The organism is Lysobacter dokdonensis DS-58, assembly GCF_000770795.1.
GTDB lineage: Bacteria > Pseudomonadota > Gammaproteobacteria > Xanthomonadales > Xanthomonadaceae > Noviluteimonas > Noviluteimonas dokdonensis.
The window spans coordinates 114,103-128,459 of sequence record NZ_JRKJ01000025.1 but is presented as its reverse complement, the minus strand read 5'-3'; the positions used below and the strand labels follow the sequence as shown (position 1 = coordinate 128,459).

Sequence of the window (14,357 nt, the reverse complement as noted above, 5' to 3'; positions counted from 1 at the left end):
CGAGTCGTCGCGCGCGAGCGCGAGCAGGCCTTCGAGTTGCGCGGATTCGGCGTAGAGGGTTTCGAGCGCATCGGGCATCGCGGGTTGCGCGGCGGTGGCGACGACGGGCGAGGGCGCCGCGGGTTCGACCGGCGCGGGCAGCATGCGCAGCGGCACGATCACCGCAAGCGCGAGCGTCGCCGCGATCGCGAGCCGCGCGACCCAGGGCGCACGCTTGCGCGCAGGCAATCGCGCGGCGATGTCGGCCCAGGCATCGGTGTCGGGGCGTTCGAGCGGCAATGCATTCAGTGCATCGCCCCAGGAATCTGGAATTGCGGAATGGCGCGTGGCGTCAGGCATGGACGTCCTCCGTGCTGGCGAGCGCGGCGCGGAGCTTCCGTGTTCCGCGTGCGAGTTGCGATTTCGAAAAGCTGGCGGTGCGCTGCATCGCCGCTGCGATTTCGTCGTGCGTGTAACCCTCGGCGTGGTAGAGCCACAACACGCTGCGCGTCGACGCGGGCAGGCCGGCGAGCGCGCGTTGCACCAGCGCCGCATCCGCGGCGGCCGGCGGCAATGGCGCGTCGTCTTCGGCGAACACGCCGGTGTCGTCGACGCCGATCTCGTTGGCCAGGCGCTTGTCGCGGCGCAGGCGCATCAACGCTTCGTTGACCGCGATCTGCCGCAGCCATCCCCAGAACGGGGAGCCGCCGCCGCGGAACTCGCCGATGCGGCCGAGCACCTTGAGCATCGTGTCCTGCAGCACGTCGCGCGCCTCCTCCCGGTCGCCGCCGATCCGCAGCGCCAGGGTGAACACCGGCCGCTCGAACCACCGGTAGAGCTGCTCGAACGCGGCGCGATCCCCGGCCCGCGCGCGGGCGAGCAGGGCATCGGGCACGTCGATGGCGAAACTCGAACGTGGGGTGGTCGGGTCGGCTTGGGTCATTCGTAGACCGTGGATGCCGGAAGGGGCGGAAGCGTCGCAGCCGCTTGCCGCTTTCCCCACCCTATACTCCGGCCAGACACGAAACGGGGAGTGGCGCGATGTCTCTGGGCATGATGTTGGGCGGGGTCGTCCTTTTCTTCATCGTCATCATGGTGATGAAGGCCGTGCGGATGGTGCCGCAGGGCTACGAATGGACGGTGGAGGCCTTCGGCCGCTACACGCACACGCTGTCGCCGGGGCTGCACTTCCTCGTGCCGATCTATCAAAGCGTCGGCCGCAAGATCAACATGATGGAGCAGGTCCTCGAGGTGCCCTCGCAGGACGTCATCACCAAGGACAACGCGGTGGTGAAGGTCGACGGCATCGTCTTCTTCCAGGTGCTCGATGCGGCGAAGGCCGCCTACGAGGTCGCGCAGCTGGAAGTGGCGATCCTCAACCTGGTCATGACCAACATCCGTACGTCGATCGGTTCGATGGACCTCGACGAGTCGCTGTCCAAGCGCGACGAGATCAACGCCAAGGTGCTGGTGTCGGTGGATGCGGCGACGCACCCGTGGGGCATCAAGGTCAACCGCATCGAACTCAAGGACATCCAGCCGCCGCGCGACCTCGTGGATTCGATGGCGCGCCAGATGAAGGCCGAACGCGAAAAGCGCGCCAACATCCTGGAAGCCGAAGGCCATCGCGCCTCCGAAATCCTGCGCGCCGAAGGCGACAAGCAGGCCGCGATCCTGGAAGCCGAAGGCCAGCGCGAAGCCGCGTTCCGCCAGGCCGAGGCGCGCGAGCGCCTGGCCGAGGCCGAAGCGAAGGCGACGCAGATGGTCTCCGACGCCATCGCCGGCGGCAACGTCAACGCGATCAACTACTTCGTGGCGCAGAAATACATCGAGGCCTTCAAGGCGCTGGCCGAAGCGCCGAACCAGAAGTTCGTGTTGATGCCGATGGAATCGGCGGGCGTGATCGGCTCGCTCGGCGGCATCGCCGAGCTGGCGAAGGACGCACTCGAACGCCAGGGTGCCGCGCGCGCCGTCGCCGCACCGGCCACGCCACCGCGCGCCGGAGGCTGATCGATGCGCACCGACGTCTTCGTCTGGGCGGCCATCGCGCTGCTGTTGTTCGCGGCGGAAGTCCTCGCGCCGGGCGCCTTCATGTTGTGGCTCGGGTTCGCGGCCACCGCCGTGTTCCTCGTCGTGCTGCTCGTGCCGGGCCTGTCGATGCTGATGCAGGCCTGCCTGTTCGCGATGCTGGCGATCGTGTCGATCCTCGCGTGGCGCCGCTGGTTCCGCGGCCGCCGCGCGCTGGCCCCCGCCGACCCGATCCTCAACCGCCGCACGGCCGCGCTGATCGGGCGCGTAGTGCCGCTGGATCGCGCCATCGTCAACGGCCACGGGCGCGTACAGATCGCCGATGCGTTCTGGGACGTGGTCGGTCCGGACCTCCCGGCCGGCACGCCGGTCCGCGTGCTCGCGGCCGAAGGCATGACGTTGCGGGTCGACGCCGCCGGCTGAGCCGTTCGACGGTGCGATAATCGCGGGCTTCCGACCCCACGGCAGCCCGCATGACGCAGAAGACGATCCTCAACGACACCCACCGTTCGCTCGGCGCGAAGATGGTCGACTTCGGCGGATGGGACATGCCGCTGCACTATGGCTCGCAGGTCGACGAGCACCACCTGGTGCGCAGCGACGCGGGCATGTTCGATGTCTCGCACATGACGGTGGTCGACCTGCGCGGCGAGCGCGTGCGCGACTTCCTGCGCAACCTCGTCGCCAACTCGGTCGACAAGCTCAAGGCGCCGGGCAAGGCGCTGTACACCGCGATGCTCAACCCGCAGGGCGGGGTGGTCGACGATCTGATCGTCTATTACATGGGCGAGGGCTTCTATCGCCTCGTCGTCAACGCGGCCACGCGCGAGAAGGACCTGCAGTGGATCAACGCCGCGGCCGGCGCGTTCGGCGTCGACGTCGCCGAGCGTCCGGAGTTCGGCATGGTCGCCGTGCAGGGCCCGACGGCGCGCGAACGCGTCGCCTCGCTGCTCGACGCCGCATCGGTGGAGAAGGTCGGCAAGCTCACGCGTTTCGCCGCCGCGGACGCGATGTCGAAGGACGGCGTACCGCTGTTCGTCGCGCGCACCGGTTACACCGGCGAGGACGGGTACGAGATCCTCGTGCCCGAAGCGCAGGCCGTCGCGTTCTGGAATGCGTTGCTCGCCGCGGGCGTCAAACCCGCCGGCCTCGGCGCGCGCGACACGCTGCGCCTGGAAGCCGGCATGAATCTTTACGGCCAGGACATGGACGACACAGTCACGCCGTTCGAGGCGGGCCTGGCATGGACGGTCGCGCTCGACGAAGGCCGCGACTTCACCGGACGCGCCGCGCTCGAAGCGCAGAAGTCGTCCGGCGTGCCGCGCCAGATGATCGGCCTGGTGATGGACGAGAAGGGCGTGCTGCGCCACGGGCAGAAGGTGCTCACGCCCAACGGCGAGGGCGAGATCCTGTCGGGCACGTTCTCGCCCACGCTCGGCAAGGCCATCGCCTTCGCGCGCGTGCCGGCCGGCGAGCTGTCCGCCGACGCGCAGGTGCGCGTGGACATCCGCGGGCGCGAGGTCCCCGTGCGCGTGGTCAAGTTCCCCTTCGTGCGCGAAGGCAAGGCGCAACCCGGCATCTGAAATGCGACGAATGGCGCGGCGCACGGCTTGATCCCGTGCCGCCCGCCTTCGTTACACTACGGCCCACCCCTCCCCACGACGACGCAGCACGGAGCAACACGATGAACGAGATCCCCGGCGACCTGAAGTTCATGAAGTCCCACGAATGGGCGCGCGTCGAAGGCGACGGCAAGGTCACCATCGGGATTTCCGACCATGCGCAGGGCCTGCTCGGCGACCTGGTGTACGTCGAACTTCCGAACGTCGGCGACCGCGTCGAAGCGGGCAACGCAGTGGCGGTCGTCGAGTCGGTCAAGGCGGCCTCCGACGTGTACTCGCCCGTCACGGGCAAGGTCGTCGAAGTGAACGCCGCGTTGGCGGACAAGCCGGAAACGATCAACGAAGACGCGTACGGCGACGGCTGGATCTTCGTCGTCGAAGCCGAGGAACCCGAGCAGCTCAACGAACTCCTGGGCCCGGACGACTACGCCGAACTGCTCGAGGAAGAAGATCACTGACGCGATCGCGTTCGTGTCGCCGCGCATGTCGCGGCACCTGCATCCGGCCGCCTCGCGCGGCCGGATTCGTTTCCGATGGACGGTCGAAGGTTTGCGCAGTTGGGCGCAAATCGGGTGTTGCGATGCGCCATCGCGAAAACTTTTTTCGACCGCTCGCAAGGCACGCATCGCCCCCTCCGGCATGGATCGAATCGGTTGTCGTCGCGACATGCGCGCACGTCGCAAACACACCGCGTGTTTTTCGTCCAGTGCTTAAAACAAGTTATTTTTTGCAACAGTGGCGTGCGCGCGGCGTTGATCGATGCGCCGTTCGGGACACCGCGGACGGCCCGCGCCCACCTCCCCGCCAAGCACGCCCACCCCGGAGAGCCAGCAAAAAAATCGTAGGGGGTTGTTGACACAGGAAAAAACCGTGATTAGGTTTCGCCGCAAGCAGCCACCCTGCGGTAACGAGTGAGTCACGACAAAACGACAACACGCGAAACAAAACGCACCTCCGCCCGGATCGACAACACGGTGGACGCAGGAGTCGTTTCCCTCGCGAAATCGCAGTCGACATCTTTCCAAGGAACCCGCGACGCCCTGCGCCGCGGGTTTTTTATTGCCGCGCACGTGGTGCGCCGGCATGCAGAATCCGTCCCGGCGCGCGATGCGCGTCGGCGGTTGGTCGCGGGTCCGACTCCCGCGACGTCGCTTCGAACTGGGCACAGTTCCAAAGCCAAGCAAGTCCACTGACGAGGAGCCATCCCATGGCCATGAAGAAAGCTGCGAAGAAGTCCGCCAAGAAGGCGACGAAGAAGACCGCCCGCAAGTCGGCCGCCAAGAAGACGGCCCGCAAGGCTGGCGCCAAGAAGGCTGCGAAGAAGACCGCCAAGAAGGCTGCGAAGAAGACTGTCCGCAAGGCCGCCGCCAAGAAGGGCGTGCGCAAGGCCGCGAAGAAGACGGCCCGCAAGTCCGCTGCCAAGAAGGGCGTCCGCAAGGCTGCCAAGAAGACGGCCCGCAAGGCGACCGCGAAGAAGGGCGTCCGCAAGGCTGCCAAGAAGACCGCCCGCAAGGCCGGTGCCAAGAAGGCCACGAAGAAGGCCACCAAGAAGCGCGCTGCCAAGAAGGCCGCCAAGAAGCCTGCTGCGAAGAAGGCGCGCAAGTCCTCGCGCAAGTCGGCCCCGGTGAACATGCCGGCGCCCGTCATGCCGATGATGTAATAAACCCCGAAGCCGTAATCGAGCCCCATCCCGCGTGCCCAGGCGGGGTGGGGTTTTTTATTTGGGCGCGGCGGTGGCCGTCGACGCGTCGGCGCCTGCTTCGTCGGTCGCTTCCTGGCTCTTCGCGTACAGGCCTTCGTCGAACGGCGCGACATCGAGCCAGCGTTGCGCCGGCAAACCGACCGCGCTGTCGAGGATCGTCGGCAGCAGGCCCGAGGGCAGCGAGCTCTCGCTGTTCCAGAGAATGACGACGCCCAAGTCGCGCTCGGGCAGCATCGCCATCATCCCGCGGTAGCCCTGCACCGCACCGGCGTGGAAGACGACCTGGTGGCCGGCGTAGTCGTACACGCGCCAACCGATCGCGTAGCTGGCCGACGACAGGCGCTGGCGGCGCCACGAGCCGCGCATCTCGCCCGGCGTGGCGACGAGCGGCGCATGCAGCGTTGCGAGCAACGGCGCCGGCAACACGTCGGGGCGATGCCCGCCGTGCGCGAGGATCCATTGCGCCATGTCCGAGATGCTGGCGTTGACGCCGGCGGCGGGCGCGACGCGGTAGTACGTCGGCTTCGGCGTCAGCGACACCCAGCCGCCGCGGCCGCGCACGTGCGGCTTGGCCCAGCGTGGACTGGCTTCGATGCCTTCGAGGCCGAGGCTCGCATCGTTCATGCCGAGCGGCTTGAGGATGCGGCGCTCGACTTCCTGCTGATAGAAGGTGCCGGTGGCGGCGAACACCACATCGCCGATCAGGCTGAAGGCGACGTTCTGGTAACCGTAGCAATCGCCGGGCAGGCACGCCGTCGGCGCGTAGGCGAGCTTCTGCGTGAGCGCGCGGTAATCGAGGTTGCCTTCGAGGTCGCGGTCGTAGGTGTTGTGCACCAGGCCGACGCGATGGCTGAGGACGTCCGCGACGGTAAGGCGCTGCGTGGCGTACTCGTTCTGCAGGTGGAAGTCGGGCAGGTAGTCGTTGACGCGGCTGTCCCAGCGGATGACGCCGTCGTTGACGAGCAGCCCGGTCATCGTGCCGGCGAAGGACTTGGACAACGAGGCCAGGCGGAAGACAGTGTGCGAATCGATCGGCTCGGCGGCCTTCGTGTCCGTGATGCCGTAACCGCGCATCGACACGATGCGCCCGCCCTGCACGATGGCCATCGCCATGCCGGGCACGCGCTGGTCGGCGACAAGCTGCTGCGCCATGTCCTCGAACCGGCGCACGTCGAAGCCTTGCGCGACGGGCAACGGATTGGGATTCAGGACCGACGTGCGCTGCACGCCGACGGCGGCGACTTGCACGGGAAGGACGGCGGGGGCCGAAGCGGCAGCCGCCAGCGGAGCGTCGGCCCCGGGGGTCTGCGCGGCGGAACCGACGGCGAGGGGAAGGAGCAGGCCGACCAGCGTGGCCCGCCATGCCTTGTGTGCTGAAACCCGATTGACGGCGCCTTTCATCGGGCTAGCCCCCTGCGTATGCTGCGAATTGCTGGGCCGACTATAGCGCCAGTTCCGCACTTTGCATGAACAAGGGGAAGAGTGATGTGGATTTTGCTGATCCTGCTCGCAATTCTGGTCGTGCTGGGGATGTGGGGAGTCGGGATTTTCAACGGATTGGTGGTCGCCCGGAACGCATTCAAGAATGCCTTTGCGCAGATCGACGTGCAGCTCCAGCGCCGCTTCGACCTGATCCCGAACCTCGTGGAGACCGTGAAGGGTTACCTGTCCCATGAGCGCGGGACGCTCGAGGCCGTGATCGCCGCCCGCGGCGCCGCGATGAACGGCCTGCAGGCCGCCAAGGCCAGCCCCGGGGACCCGGCCGCGATGGCCGAACTGGCGAACTCGCAGGGCGTCCTCAATGGCGCGCTCGGCCGGTTGATGGCGGTGGCGGAGGCCTATCCGGACCTCAAGGCCAACCAGAACATGATGCAGCTCACCGAGGAGCTCACCTCGACGGAGAACAAGGTTGCCTTCGCGCGGCAGGCGTTCAACGACTCGGTGATGTCCTACAACAACAAGCGCGAAGTGTTCCCGTCCTCGATCTTCGCCGGCATGTTCAATTTCCAGCCGGCGGCATTGCTCGAAATCCCGGCCGCGGACCAGGCGCAGGTGCGCGCCGCGCCGAAGGTGCAGTTCTGACCTGACGCGACGCGCTGCATGAACTTCTTCGAACGCCAGGCACAGGCGCGGCGGAATTCGTCGCGCCTCGTGCTGCTGTTCGCGCTCGCGGTGATCGGCATCGTGTGCGCGGTGGACTTCGCCGCGTGGGTCGCATGGGGCGTCGGCGGGAGCGACGAGGGCAGCGCCGCGCCGTTGCTGTTCGTGTGCTCGGTGCTCACCCTCGGCGTGATCGGGCTGGGTTCGCTGTATCGCGTTGCGTCCTTGCGCGGCGGCGGGGAAACGGTCGCGTTGCAGATGGGCGGCGTGCCGATCGCGGCCGACACCACGGATTTCAACCTGCGCCGGTTGCGCAACGTCGTCGAGGAAATCGCGATCGCCTCCGGCGTGCCGGTGCCGAAGATCTACGTGCTCGAACACGAAGCGGCGATCAATGCATTCGCCGCCGGCTACTCGCCATCCGATGCGGTCATCGCGGTGACGCGCGGCGCGCTCGACCGATTGAACCGCGACGAATTGCAGGGCGTGATCGCGCACGAATTCAGCCACGTGCTCAATGGCGACATGCGCCTCAACATCCGGCTGATGGGCGTGTTGTTCGGCATCCTGATGATCGGGCTGATCGGACGGAAGATCCTCGAGCACGGGCGGTTCGGCGGGCGCAACAAGGGCGCGGGTGCGATCCTCGTCGCCGCGCTCGTCGCGATGGTGATCGGCTACGTCGGCCTGTTCTTCGGCCGCATGATCAAGGCCGGCGTGAGCCGCCAGCGCGAACGGTTGGCGGATGCGTCGGCGGTGCAGTTCACGCGGCAGACCACGGGCCTTGCGGGCGCGCTGAAGAAAATCGGCGGGCTCGACGAAGGCTCGCGCTTGAACGAACGCAACAACGCCGAGGAAGTCAGCCACATGCTGTTCGGCGACGGGGTGGGCTTCCACGGCTTGTTCGCCACGCATCCGCCGCTGGTCGAACGCATCCAGGAACTCGAACCGCAGTTCACGGAAGCGCAGATGCGCGCGCTGGCGAAGAAGTGGATCGAAGTCCCGCCGAACGGATTGGAAGAAGACGCGCACCTCGGCCTTGTTGCGGGCCGCACCGCGACGTTGCCACCGGAGGACGCACAGCTCGCGGTCACGCCGCCGCTGGTCGTCGCGCAGGTGGCGCAGCCCTCGCCGGACGACTACAAACGCGCCGACGCGATCGTCGAGACGATCCCCGCCGCCGTGCGCACGCTCGCAGGCCAGCGCGAGAGCGTGATGCCGCTGCTGCTCGGCCTGCTGCTCGACGACGACAAGCGCGTGCGCGCGCTGCAACGCGAGGAGATCGCCGCACGCCTGGGCATGGCGATGGCCGAGGAAGCCACGCAGCTGCGCGAGCAACACCTCGCGAAGTTGCATGCGGCGTTGCGCCTGCCGCTGGCGTCCATTGCGTTCCCGGCGTTGCGCCTGCGTCCGCGCCCCGAGCTCGACGTGTTCCTCGATACCAGCGATGCGGTCGTCCACGCCGACGGTCGCGTGTCGCTCTTCGAATTCTGCCTGGGCCGCCTGTTGCAGGTGCAGGTGCGCGAATCGCTCGATCCCTCGCGCCACGCACGCTTCGGGCGCACGAAGCTCAATGGCGTGCGCAGCGAGATCGCCACGATGCTGTGCGTCGTCGCGCAGAGTGGGCACGAAAGCGAATCCAACGCACGTGCCGCCTACCTGCACGGCATCCAGCGCGTATTGCCGAACGACGCGTTGCCCTACCTGCCGCGCAGGGAAGGGGCGTTGGCGCTCGATGCCGCGTGGGCGCCGCTCGATGCGCTCGATCCGCTGGCGAAGCAGGCGGTGGTCGAAGGCCTGGTCGCGACGATCGGCCACGACAACCAGGTCACCGTGGGCGAAGCCGAGCTGCTGCGCACGATCTGCGCGTGCCTGCACTGCCCGTTGCCGCCGATGCTCGAACGGGCCTAGTCGCCCGTCATCAATGCCGCGATCCGTTCGGCGATCATCATCGTCGGCGCATTGGTATTGCCGCCGATCAGCGTCGGCATCACCGATGCATCCACCACGCGCAAGCCTTCGACGCCACGAACGCGCAGTTGCGGGTCGACCACTGACGCATCGTCGCTGCCCATCCGGCACGTGCCGACGGGGTGGTACACCGTTTCCGCCTTCGCACGCACGAAGGCCTCCAGCGCCTTGTCGTCGAGGTCGTCGCGCGCGGGGAAGATCGGCGCGCCGCGGTAGGCGTCGAACGCCGGCTGTTTGAAGATCGCACGCGCGGCCTTCGCGCACTCGATCATCATGCGCAGGTCGAATCCTTCCGCGTCGCTGAGGTAGTTCGCTTCGATGCGCGGCTTGTCGTGCGCGCGCGGGCTCATCAGCGCGATGCGGCCGCGGCTGCGCGGGCGCAGGAAGCACGCGTGCAGTGTGTAGCCGTCGCCTTTCAGGCGCCGGCGGCCATGATCATCGAGCATCGCGGGCACGAAGTGGAGCTGGATGTCGGGGCGATCATCCGGCGCCAACGGCGAACGCAGGAAACCGCCGGCTTCGGCGATGTTGCTGCTTCCGGCGCCCGAATGGCCGCGCAGGAAATAGTCGAACGCGATCTTCGCGTCGCTCGCGCGGTCGTAGGTGATCGGCTGCGTGGAATGCTGCAGCGTGCAGATGTCGAGATGGTCCTGCAGGTTCTCGCCGACGTTCTTCGCGTCGTGCACCACCTTGATGTCGTGCCGCTCCAGTTGCGCCGCCGGCCCGATGCCCGAAAGCATCAACAGCTGCGGCGAATTGATCGCGCCGCCCGACAGCAGCACTTCGCGCGTGCACTCGAAGTGGAACGGCGCGCCGTTCACGCTGCACGTCACGCCGTTCGCACGACCATCGACGAACGTGATGCGCGAGACCATCGCGCCGGTGCGCACCACGAGGTTCTTGCGATGACGCACCGGATGCAGGTAGGCGACCGCCGCCGAACACCGCGCGCCGTCCTTCTGCGTCACCTGGTAGAACCCGACGCCTTCCTGCACCGGCCCGTTGAAGTCGGTGTTGCGCGGGTAACCGGCCTGCGCCGCCGCGTCGATGAAGACCTGCGACAGGGGATTGGTGTGCCGCAGGTCCGAGACCGCGAGCGGCCCGAGTTCGCCGTGAAGCGAATCGCGCCCGCGCCGGTTGCCTTCGCTGCGCTTGAAGAACGGCAGCACGTTGTTCCAGTCCCAACCGGTCGCGCCCTGCGCAGCCCAGTCGTCGTAATCGCGCGCATGGCCGCGGACGTAGCACATCGCGTTGATCGAACTCGAACCGCCGAGCACCTTGCCGCGCGGCCACCATAGCGTGCGGTCGTCGAGCTGCGCTTCGGGTGCGGTGTCGTAATCCCAGTTCACGCCCTTGCGGTTGACCAGCTTGGCCAGGCCGGCGGGCATGTGGATGAAGGGATGCCAGTCGCGTGGGCCCGCTTCGAGCAGGAGCACGCGCACCTTCGGATCGGCCGACAGGCGATTGGCGAGTACGCAGCCGGCAGAACCTGCGCCGATGATGATGTAGTCGAAAGCGTCCACGCGGTGCCTCGTCCAAGGGTCCGCCGACGATAGGCCGCCGCGCTGGAGTATGTACTCCGGCATGGTAGCCAGCCCCGCGGGCTTTGGGCTAACGTTCGGGATGGATCGCTTTCGCGGCGCATTGGGTGAATCGCCCCCGTTGTGGTGGTCGATCCTCTATTTCTTCAGCCTGCTCACGGGCTACTACGTGCTCCGTCCGGTGCGCGATGCGATGGCCGCCTCCAGCGATGCCCTCGCGGTCTTCCCGCGGGCGTGGGTGGACTGGGCCCGGGCCCACGGCCACGACATCGGGGACTTCACGCTGCAGGTGCTCTTCACCGGCACCTTCCTCGTGATGCTGGCCCTGCAGCCCCTGTACGGCGCGCTCGTCGCGCGCTGGCCGCGGCGCGTGTTCCTGCCGACGGTCTACTGCATCTTCATCGCGGCCCTGGCCACGTTCTACGTGCTGTTCCACCGGGAGATCCCGGGGCGCGGCGTGACGTTCTTCGTGTGGTCCGCAGTGTTCAACCTCTTCGCCGTCACGGTGTTCTGGAGCTTCATGGCGGACGTGTTCGACGACACGCACGCCAAACGGTTCTACGGGTACATCGGCGCCGGCGGGACGGTCGGTGCGATGCTCGGTCCGATGATCACGCGCGTGCTGGCCGAGCGCGTCGGCATCGCGAACCTCATGCTCGTCTCCATCGGGTTCCTCTGCATCTGCCTGCTGTGCATCTACAAGCTGCGCCCGTGGGCACTGCGGCGCGAGCAGTTGCGCGGGGAGACCACGGGCGAGCGCGCGATGGGCGGCTCGGTGTGGGCCGGCTTCCGCCTGGTGTGGGGCGAACCCCTGCTGCGCGCGCTGGCGATGCTGGGGTTCTTCGGCGTGATGGTCGGCACGCTGCTGTACAACGAACAGGCGGCGATCGTGCGCCACGCCTTCGGCGCCGATGCCACGCGCGCGACGGCGTACTTCGCCAACATCGACCTTGCGATCAACCTGTTCGCGATCACGGTGCAGTTGTTCGTGACGCGGCACCTGTTGCGCGCCTTCGGCGTCGGGCCTGCATTGCTGATTCCGGGCTTCGCCGTGCTGCTGGGCTTCTGCGCGTTGGCGGCCTCGCCGTTTCCGATGCTGGTGGCCGTCGTGCAGGTGGCCACGCGCGGTTGCGAGTTCGCGCTCGGCAAGCCGGGCCGCGAAACCATCTACACGCGCGTGCCGCGCGAGTGGCGCTACAAGGCCAAGGCCTTCATCGATACGTTCGTCTACCGCACCAGCGACGTCAGTACCGCGTGGATGCACAAGGCGCTGGCGGGCTTCGGTTCGCAGATCGTCTTCACCGTGGGAATCGGCGCATCGCTGGTGTTCATGTTCAGCGCTTGGCGAGTGGTGAAGTTGCAGCGCACACTCGGCGACGCGCCCTCGCCCGGAGACACCCGCCGATGACCACGCGCCGCGATTTCCTCGCTGCCACGCTCGCCGCCGCCAGCCTCGCCGCACTGCCGGGCCATGCGGCGCGGCGCAAACCGGCGAAGGCCGCGCAACGCAAGCCGGGGGAACCGATGTCCATCCTCGTCCTCGGCGGTACCGGGTTCCTCGGCCCGCATTTCGTCGAAGCCGCACGCAAGAGCGGGCACAAGCTCACGCTGTTCAATCGCGGCAAGACCAATCCCGAGCGCTTCGCCGGCGACCAGTACGACGACATCGAGCAGTTGCAGGGCGACCGCAAGACCGACATGAAGGCGCTCGACAACCGTCGCACGTGGGATGCGGTGCTCGATACGTCGGCCTACATTCCCGCGGATGTCGCGCGCTCGACCAGGTTGCTCGGCGACCGCGTCGGCCAATACCTGCTGGTCTCGACGATCTCCGTCTACGCGAAGATGGACACGCCGAACCAGGACGAGAGCGCGCCCGTCGCGCAGCTGCCGAACCCGAACGTCACCGAAGTCACCGGCGAGACGTACGGTGGCCTCAAGGCGCTGTGCGAAACGGCGGCGCTCAAGGAAATGCCGGGCAAGGTGACCATCGTGCGCCCCGGGCTGATCGTCGGCCCCGGCGACAACACCGATCGCTTCACGTACTGGCCCGCGCGCGCCGACCGCGGCGGCGAGATCCTCGCGCCGGGTTCGGCGAGCGACCCCACGCAGTTCATCGACGTGCGCGATCTCGCCGCGTTCCTGCTGCACCTGCTCGATCAGAAGACGATGGGGACGTTCAACGCCGATGCGCCCGCGGGCAAGCTGACCATGGGCGAGTTGCTTGCCGCCAGCCAGCGCGCGGCGGGCAAGACGTCGACCGTGACGTGGGTGCCCGCGGACTTCCTGGAAAAACACGACGTCTCCGCGTGGCAGGACATGCCCGTGTGGATTCCGCCGGTCGGCGAATACGCGGGCTTCGGCCGCGTCAGCAGCGCGAAGGCGCAGGCCGCGGGGCTGGCGTACCGGCCGCTCGATGCGACGACCGCCGACACGCTCGCGTACTGGCGCGCGCTGCCCGGCGAGCGCCGCGCGAATCCGAAGGCCGGCCTGTCGATGGCGCGCGAAGCCGAAGTGCTGCAGGCCTGGCACAAGTCCATCGCGCCGCCGAAGCCAAAGGCGCCCGCGAAGAAGAAGTCTTCGTCGAAGAAGAAAAAGAAGCGCTGACATGACGCTGCCCGCCACGATCCTCGTTGTCCTGGTCGCGCTGCTGCACGCGTGGTTCCTGATCCTCGAGATGTTCCTGTGGACCAAACCGATCGGGCTGCGCACGTTCCGGCTCACGCCGGAATTCGCCGAGCGCTCGCAAGCCTTGGCGAAGAACCAGGGGTTGTACAACGGGTTTCTTTCCGCAGGCCTGGTCTACGGTCTGTGCGTGCACTCGCGCGAAATCGTGCTGCTGTTCCTGGCGTTCGTGGTCATCGCCGGCGTGTACGGCGCGGCGACCGTGAACAAGCGCATCTTCTTCATCCAGGCCTTTCCCGCGATCATCGCGGCGGCGCTCGTCGCCTGGCGCTAGCGTTTCGGCGAGACCCACATCGCGATGCGCGCGCGGAACACCGGCGCATCGCTCGGATCGGTGACGAGGACAGTGACGGGCAGTTCGTAACCCTGCGTCGCTTCCACCGGTGCGATGTCGGGCGTTGCGACTGCGCGCATCCTGCCGTTCGCCTTGCCGAGATACTCGACCGTCATGCCTTTCGGGATCCAGCGCATCGACGGCGGAATGGACGCATCGGTCATCAACCCGCCCGCGAACTCCGCGAGGTTGCACAGCGCGATCGCATGCACCGTGCCGATATGGTTGGTGACCTTGCGCCGATGCGCGATCGACGCTTCGCACCGGCCCGGTTCCAGCACCGCGATGCGCGGCGCGATGCTGGCGAAGTAGGGCGCGCGCCAGCAGACGGCCCGCGCGAACATCCAGTGACCGCCGGGCCATCGGGTGACCCGGCGATAGAGCGAGAGGACCGA

The 14,357-nt window shown here is 67.5% G+C and carries 14 protein-coding genes and 1 pseudogene; 10 read left to right on the top strand and 5 right to left on the bottom strand.

Going from position 1 to position 14,357, the window contains the following annotated elements; genetic code table 11:
• Both LF41_RS15865 and LF41_RS15860 read right to left on the bottom strand, forming a co-directional pair.
• A pseudogene (locus LF41_RS15865) lies at window positions 1-339 on the bottom strand (hypothetical protein); the annotation flags it as partial.
• Entirely contained in the window at window positions 332-922 is a 591-nt protein-coding gene (locus LF41_RS15860) for an RNA polymerase sigma factor (protein ID WP_036172053.1), read from the bottom strand. The pseudogene LF41_RS15865 and the gene LF41_RS15860, both read right to left, overlap by 8 nt.
• Before the next feature lie 98 nt (window positions 923-1,020).
• Between LF41_RS15860 and LF41_RS15855 the strand changes: the two genes are divergently transcribed.
• From LF41_RS15855 to LF41_RS17295, 5 genes are all read left to right on the top strand, one after another.
• Window positions 1,021-1,989 (top strand): SPFH domain-containing protein, encoded by a 969-nt coding sequence (locus LF41_RS15855; RefSeq protein ID WP_036172050.1) that lies wholly within the window; start codon window positions 1,021-1,023, stop codon window positions 1,987-1,989.
• Between the two features lie 3 nt (window positions 1,990-1,992).
• Window positions 1,993-2,430 carry an NfeD family protein gene (locus LF41_RS15850; RefSeq protein WP_036172049.1) on the top strand — a complete coding sequence of 146 codons (438 nt, stop codon included), beginning with the start codon at window positions 1,993-1,995 and terminating at the stop codon, window positions 2,428-2,430.
• A 50-nt stretch (window positions 2,431-2,480) separates the two neighbouring features.
• Entirely contained in the window at window positions 2,481-3,590 is a 1,110-nt protein-coding gene (gene gcvT, locus LF41_RS15845) for a glycine cleavage system aminomethyltransferase GcvT (protein ID WP_036172046.1), read from the top strand.
• Window positions 3,591-3,691: 101 nt separating this feature from the next.
• Window positions 3,692-4,087, top strand: coding sequence for a glycine cleavage system protein GcvH (gene gcvH, locus LF41_RS15840; RefSeq protein ID WP_036172043.1), 396 nt, complete (start codon window positions 3,692-3,694; stop codon window positions 4,085-4,087).
• Window positions 4,088-4,836: 749 nt separating this feature from the next.
• Entirely contained in the window at window positions 4,837-5,289 is a 453-nt protein-coding gene (locus LF41_RS17295) for a hypothetical protein (protein ID WP_036172040.1), read from the top strand.
• Between the two features lie 57 nt (window positions 5,290-5,346).
• Here the strand turns inward: LF41_RS17295 and LF41_RS15830 are convergent, their stop codons facing one another.
• Complete coding sequence (locus LF41_RS15830; RefSeq protein WP_036172036.1) at window positions 5,347-6,732, bottom strand: serine hydrolase domain-containing protein; 1,386 nt, start codon at window positions 6,730-6,732, stop codon at window positions 5,347-5,349.
• Window positions 6,733-6,816: 84 nt separating this feature from the next.
• Between LF41_RS15830 and LF41_RS15825 the strand changes: the two genes are divergently transcribed.
• Both LF41_RS15825 and LF41_RS15820 read left to right on the top strand, forming a co-directional pair.
• A complete protein-coding gene (locus tag LF41_RS15825) occupies window positions 6,817-7,413 on the top strand; it encodes a LemA family protein (protein WP_036172034.1) in 597 nt (198 codons plus the stop codon).
• 18 nt (window positions 7,414-7,431) lie between these two features.
• Entirely contained in the window at window positions 7,432-9,342 is a 1,911-nt protein-coding gene (locus tag LF41_RS15820) for a M48 family metallopeptidase (protein WP_036172031.1), read from the top strand.
• Here the strand turns inward: LF41_RS15820 and LF41_RS15815 are convergent.
• Window positions 9,339-10,925: a GMC family oxidoreductase gene (locus LF41_RS15815; protein ID WP_036172029.1), complete on the bottom strand. Its 1,587-nt coding sequence runs from the start codon at window positions 10,923-10,925 to the stop codon at window positions 9,339-9,341. The two genes, LF41_RS15820 and LF41_RS15815, sit on opposite strands and share 4 nt — an antisense overlap.
• Before the next feature lie 100 nt (window positions 10,926-11,025).
• On the opposite strand from LF41_RS15815, the gene LF41_RS15810 reads away from it, so the two are divergent.
• From LF41_RS15810 to LF41_RS15800, 3 genes are read left to right on the top strand one after another with little or no spacing between them, the layout of a single operon-like run.
• Window positions 11,026-12,351 (top strand): NTP/NDP exchange transporter, encoded by a 1,326-nt coding sequence (locus LF41_RS15810; RefSeq protein ID WP_036172026.1) that lies wholly within the window; start codon window positions 11,026-11,028, stop codon window positions 12,349-12,351.
• Complete coding sequence (locus LF41_RS15805; RefSeq protein WP_036172023.1) at window positions 12,348-13,550, top strand: NAD-dependent epimerase/dehydratase family protein; 1,203 nt, start codon at window positions 12,348-12,350, stop codon at window positions 13,548-13,550. Before LF41_RS15810 ends, LF41_RS15805 begins: the two co-directional genes overlap by 4 nt.
• 1 nt (window position 13,551) lies before the next feature.
• Window positions 13,552-13,902 carry a DUF1304 domain-containing protein gene (locus LF41_RS15800; RefSeq protein ID WP_036172020.1) on the top strand — a complete coding sequence of 117 codons (351 nt, stop codon included), beginning with the start codon at window positions 13,552-13,554 and terminating at the stop codon, window positions 13,900-13,902.
• Here the strand turns inward: LF41_RS15800 and LF41_RS15795 are convergent.
• Complete coding sequence (locus LF41_RS15795) at window positions 13,899-14,306, bottom strand: hotdog fold domain-containing protein (protein ID WP_052116533.1); 408 nt, start codon at window positions 14,304-14,306, stop codon at window positions 13,899-13,901. The two genes, LF41_RS15800 and LF41_RS15795, sit on opposite strands and share 4 nt — an antisense overlap.
• Between the last annotated feature and the right edge of the window lie 51 nt (window positions 14,307-14,357).

What these genes read in the sequence shown, in the direction of transcription:
- LF41_RS15825 (WP_036172034.1), top strand. Translation starts at nt 6,817, where the DNA reads ATGTGGATTTTGCTGATCCTGCTCGCAATTCTGGTCGTGCTGGGGATG.
- LF41_RS15795 (WP_052116533.1), bottom strand. Translation starts at nt 14,306, where the DNA reads ATGTTCGCGCGGGCCGTCTGCTGGCGCGCGCCCTACTTCGCCAGCATC.
- gcvH (WP_036172043.1), top strand. Translation starts at nt 3,692, where the DNA reads ATGAACGAGATCCCCGGCGACCTGAAGTTCATGAAGTCCCACGAATGG.
- gcvT (WP_036172046.1), top strand. Translation starts at nt 2,481, where the DNA reads ATGACGCAGAAGACGATCCTCAACGACACCCACCGTTCGCTCGGCGCG.
- LF41_RS15820 (WP_036172031.1), top strand. Translation starts at nt 7,432, where the DNA reads ATGAACTTCTTCGAACGCCAGGCACAGGCGCGGCGGAATTCGTCGCGC.
- LF41_RS15800 (WP_036172020.1), top strand. Translation starts at nt 13,552, where the DNA reads ATGACGCTGCCCGCCACGATCCTCGTTGTCCTGGTCGCGCTGCTGCAC.
- LF41_RS15860 (WP_036172053.1), bottom strand. Translation starts at nt 922, where the DNA reads ATGACCCAAGCCGACCCGACCACCCCACGTTCGAGTTTCGCCATCGAC.
- LF41_RS15805 (WP_036172023.1), top strand. Translation starts at nt 12,348, where the DNA reads ATGACCACGCGCCGCGATTTCCTCGCTGCCACGCTCGCCGCCGCCAGC.
- LF41_RS15810 (WP_036172026.1), top strand. Translation starts at nt 11,026, where the DNA reads ATGGATCGCTTTCGCGGCGCATTGGGTGAATCGCCCCCGTTGTGGTGG.
- LF41_RS15830 (WP_036172036.1), bottom strand. Translation starts at nt 6,732, where the DNA reads ATGAAAGGCGCCGTCAATCGGGTTTCAGCACACAAGGCATGGCGGGCC.
- LF41_RS15850 (WP_036172049.1), top strand. Translation starts at nt 1,993, where the DNA reads ATGCGCACCGACGTCTTCGTCTGGGCGGCCATCGCGCTGCTGTTGTTC.
- LF41_RS17295 (WP_036172040.1), top strand. Translation starts at nt 4,837, where the DNA reads ATGGCCATGAAGAAAGCTGCGAAGAAGTCCGCCAAGAAGGCGACGAAG.
- LF41_RS15855 (WP_036172050.1), top strand. Translation starts at nt 1,021, where the DNA reads ATGTCTCTGGGCATGATGTTGGGCGGGGTCGTCCTTTTCTTCATCGTC.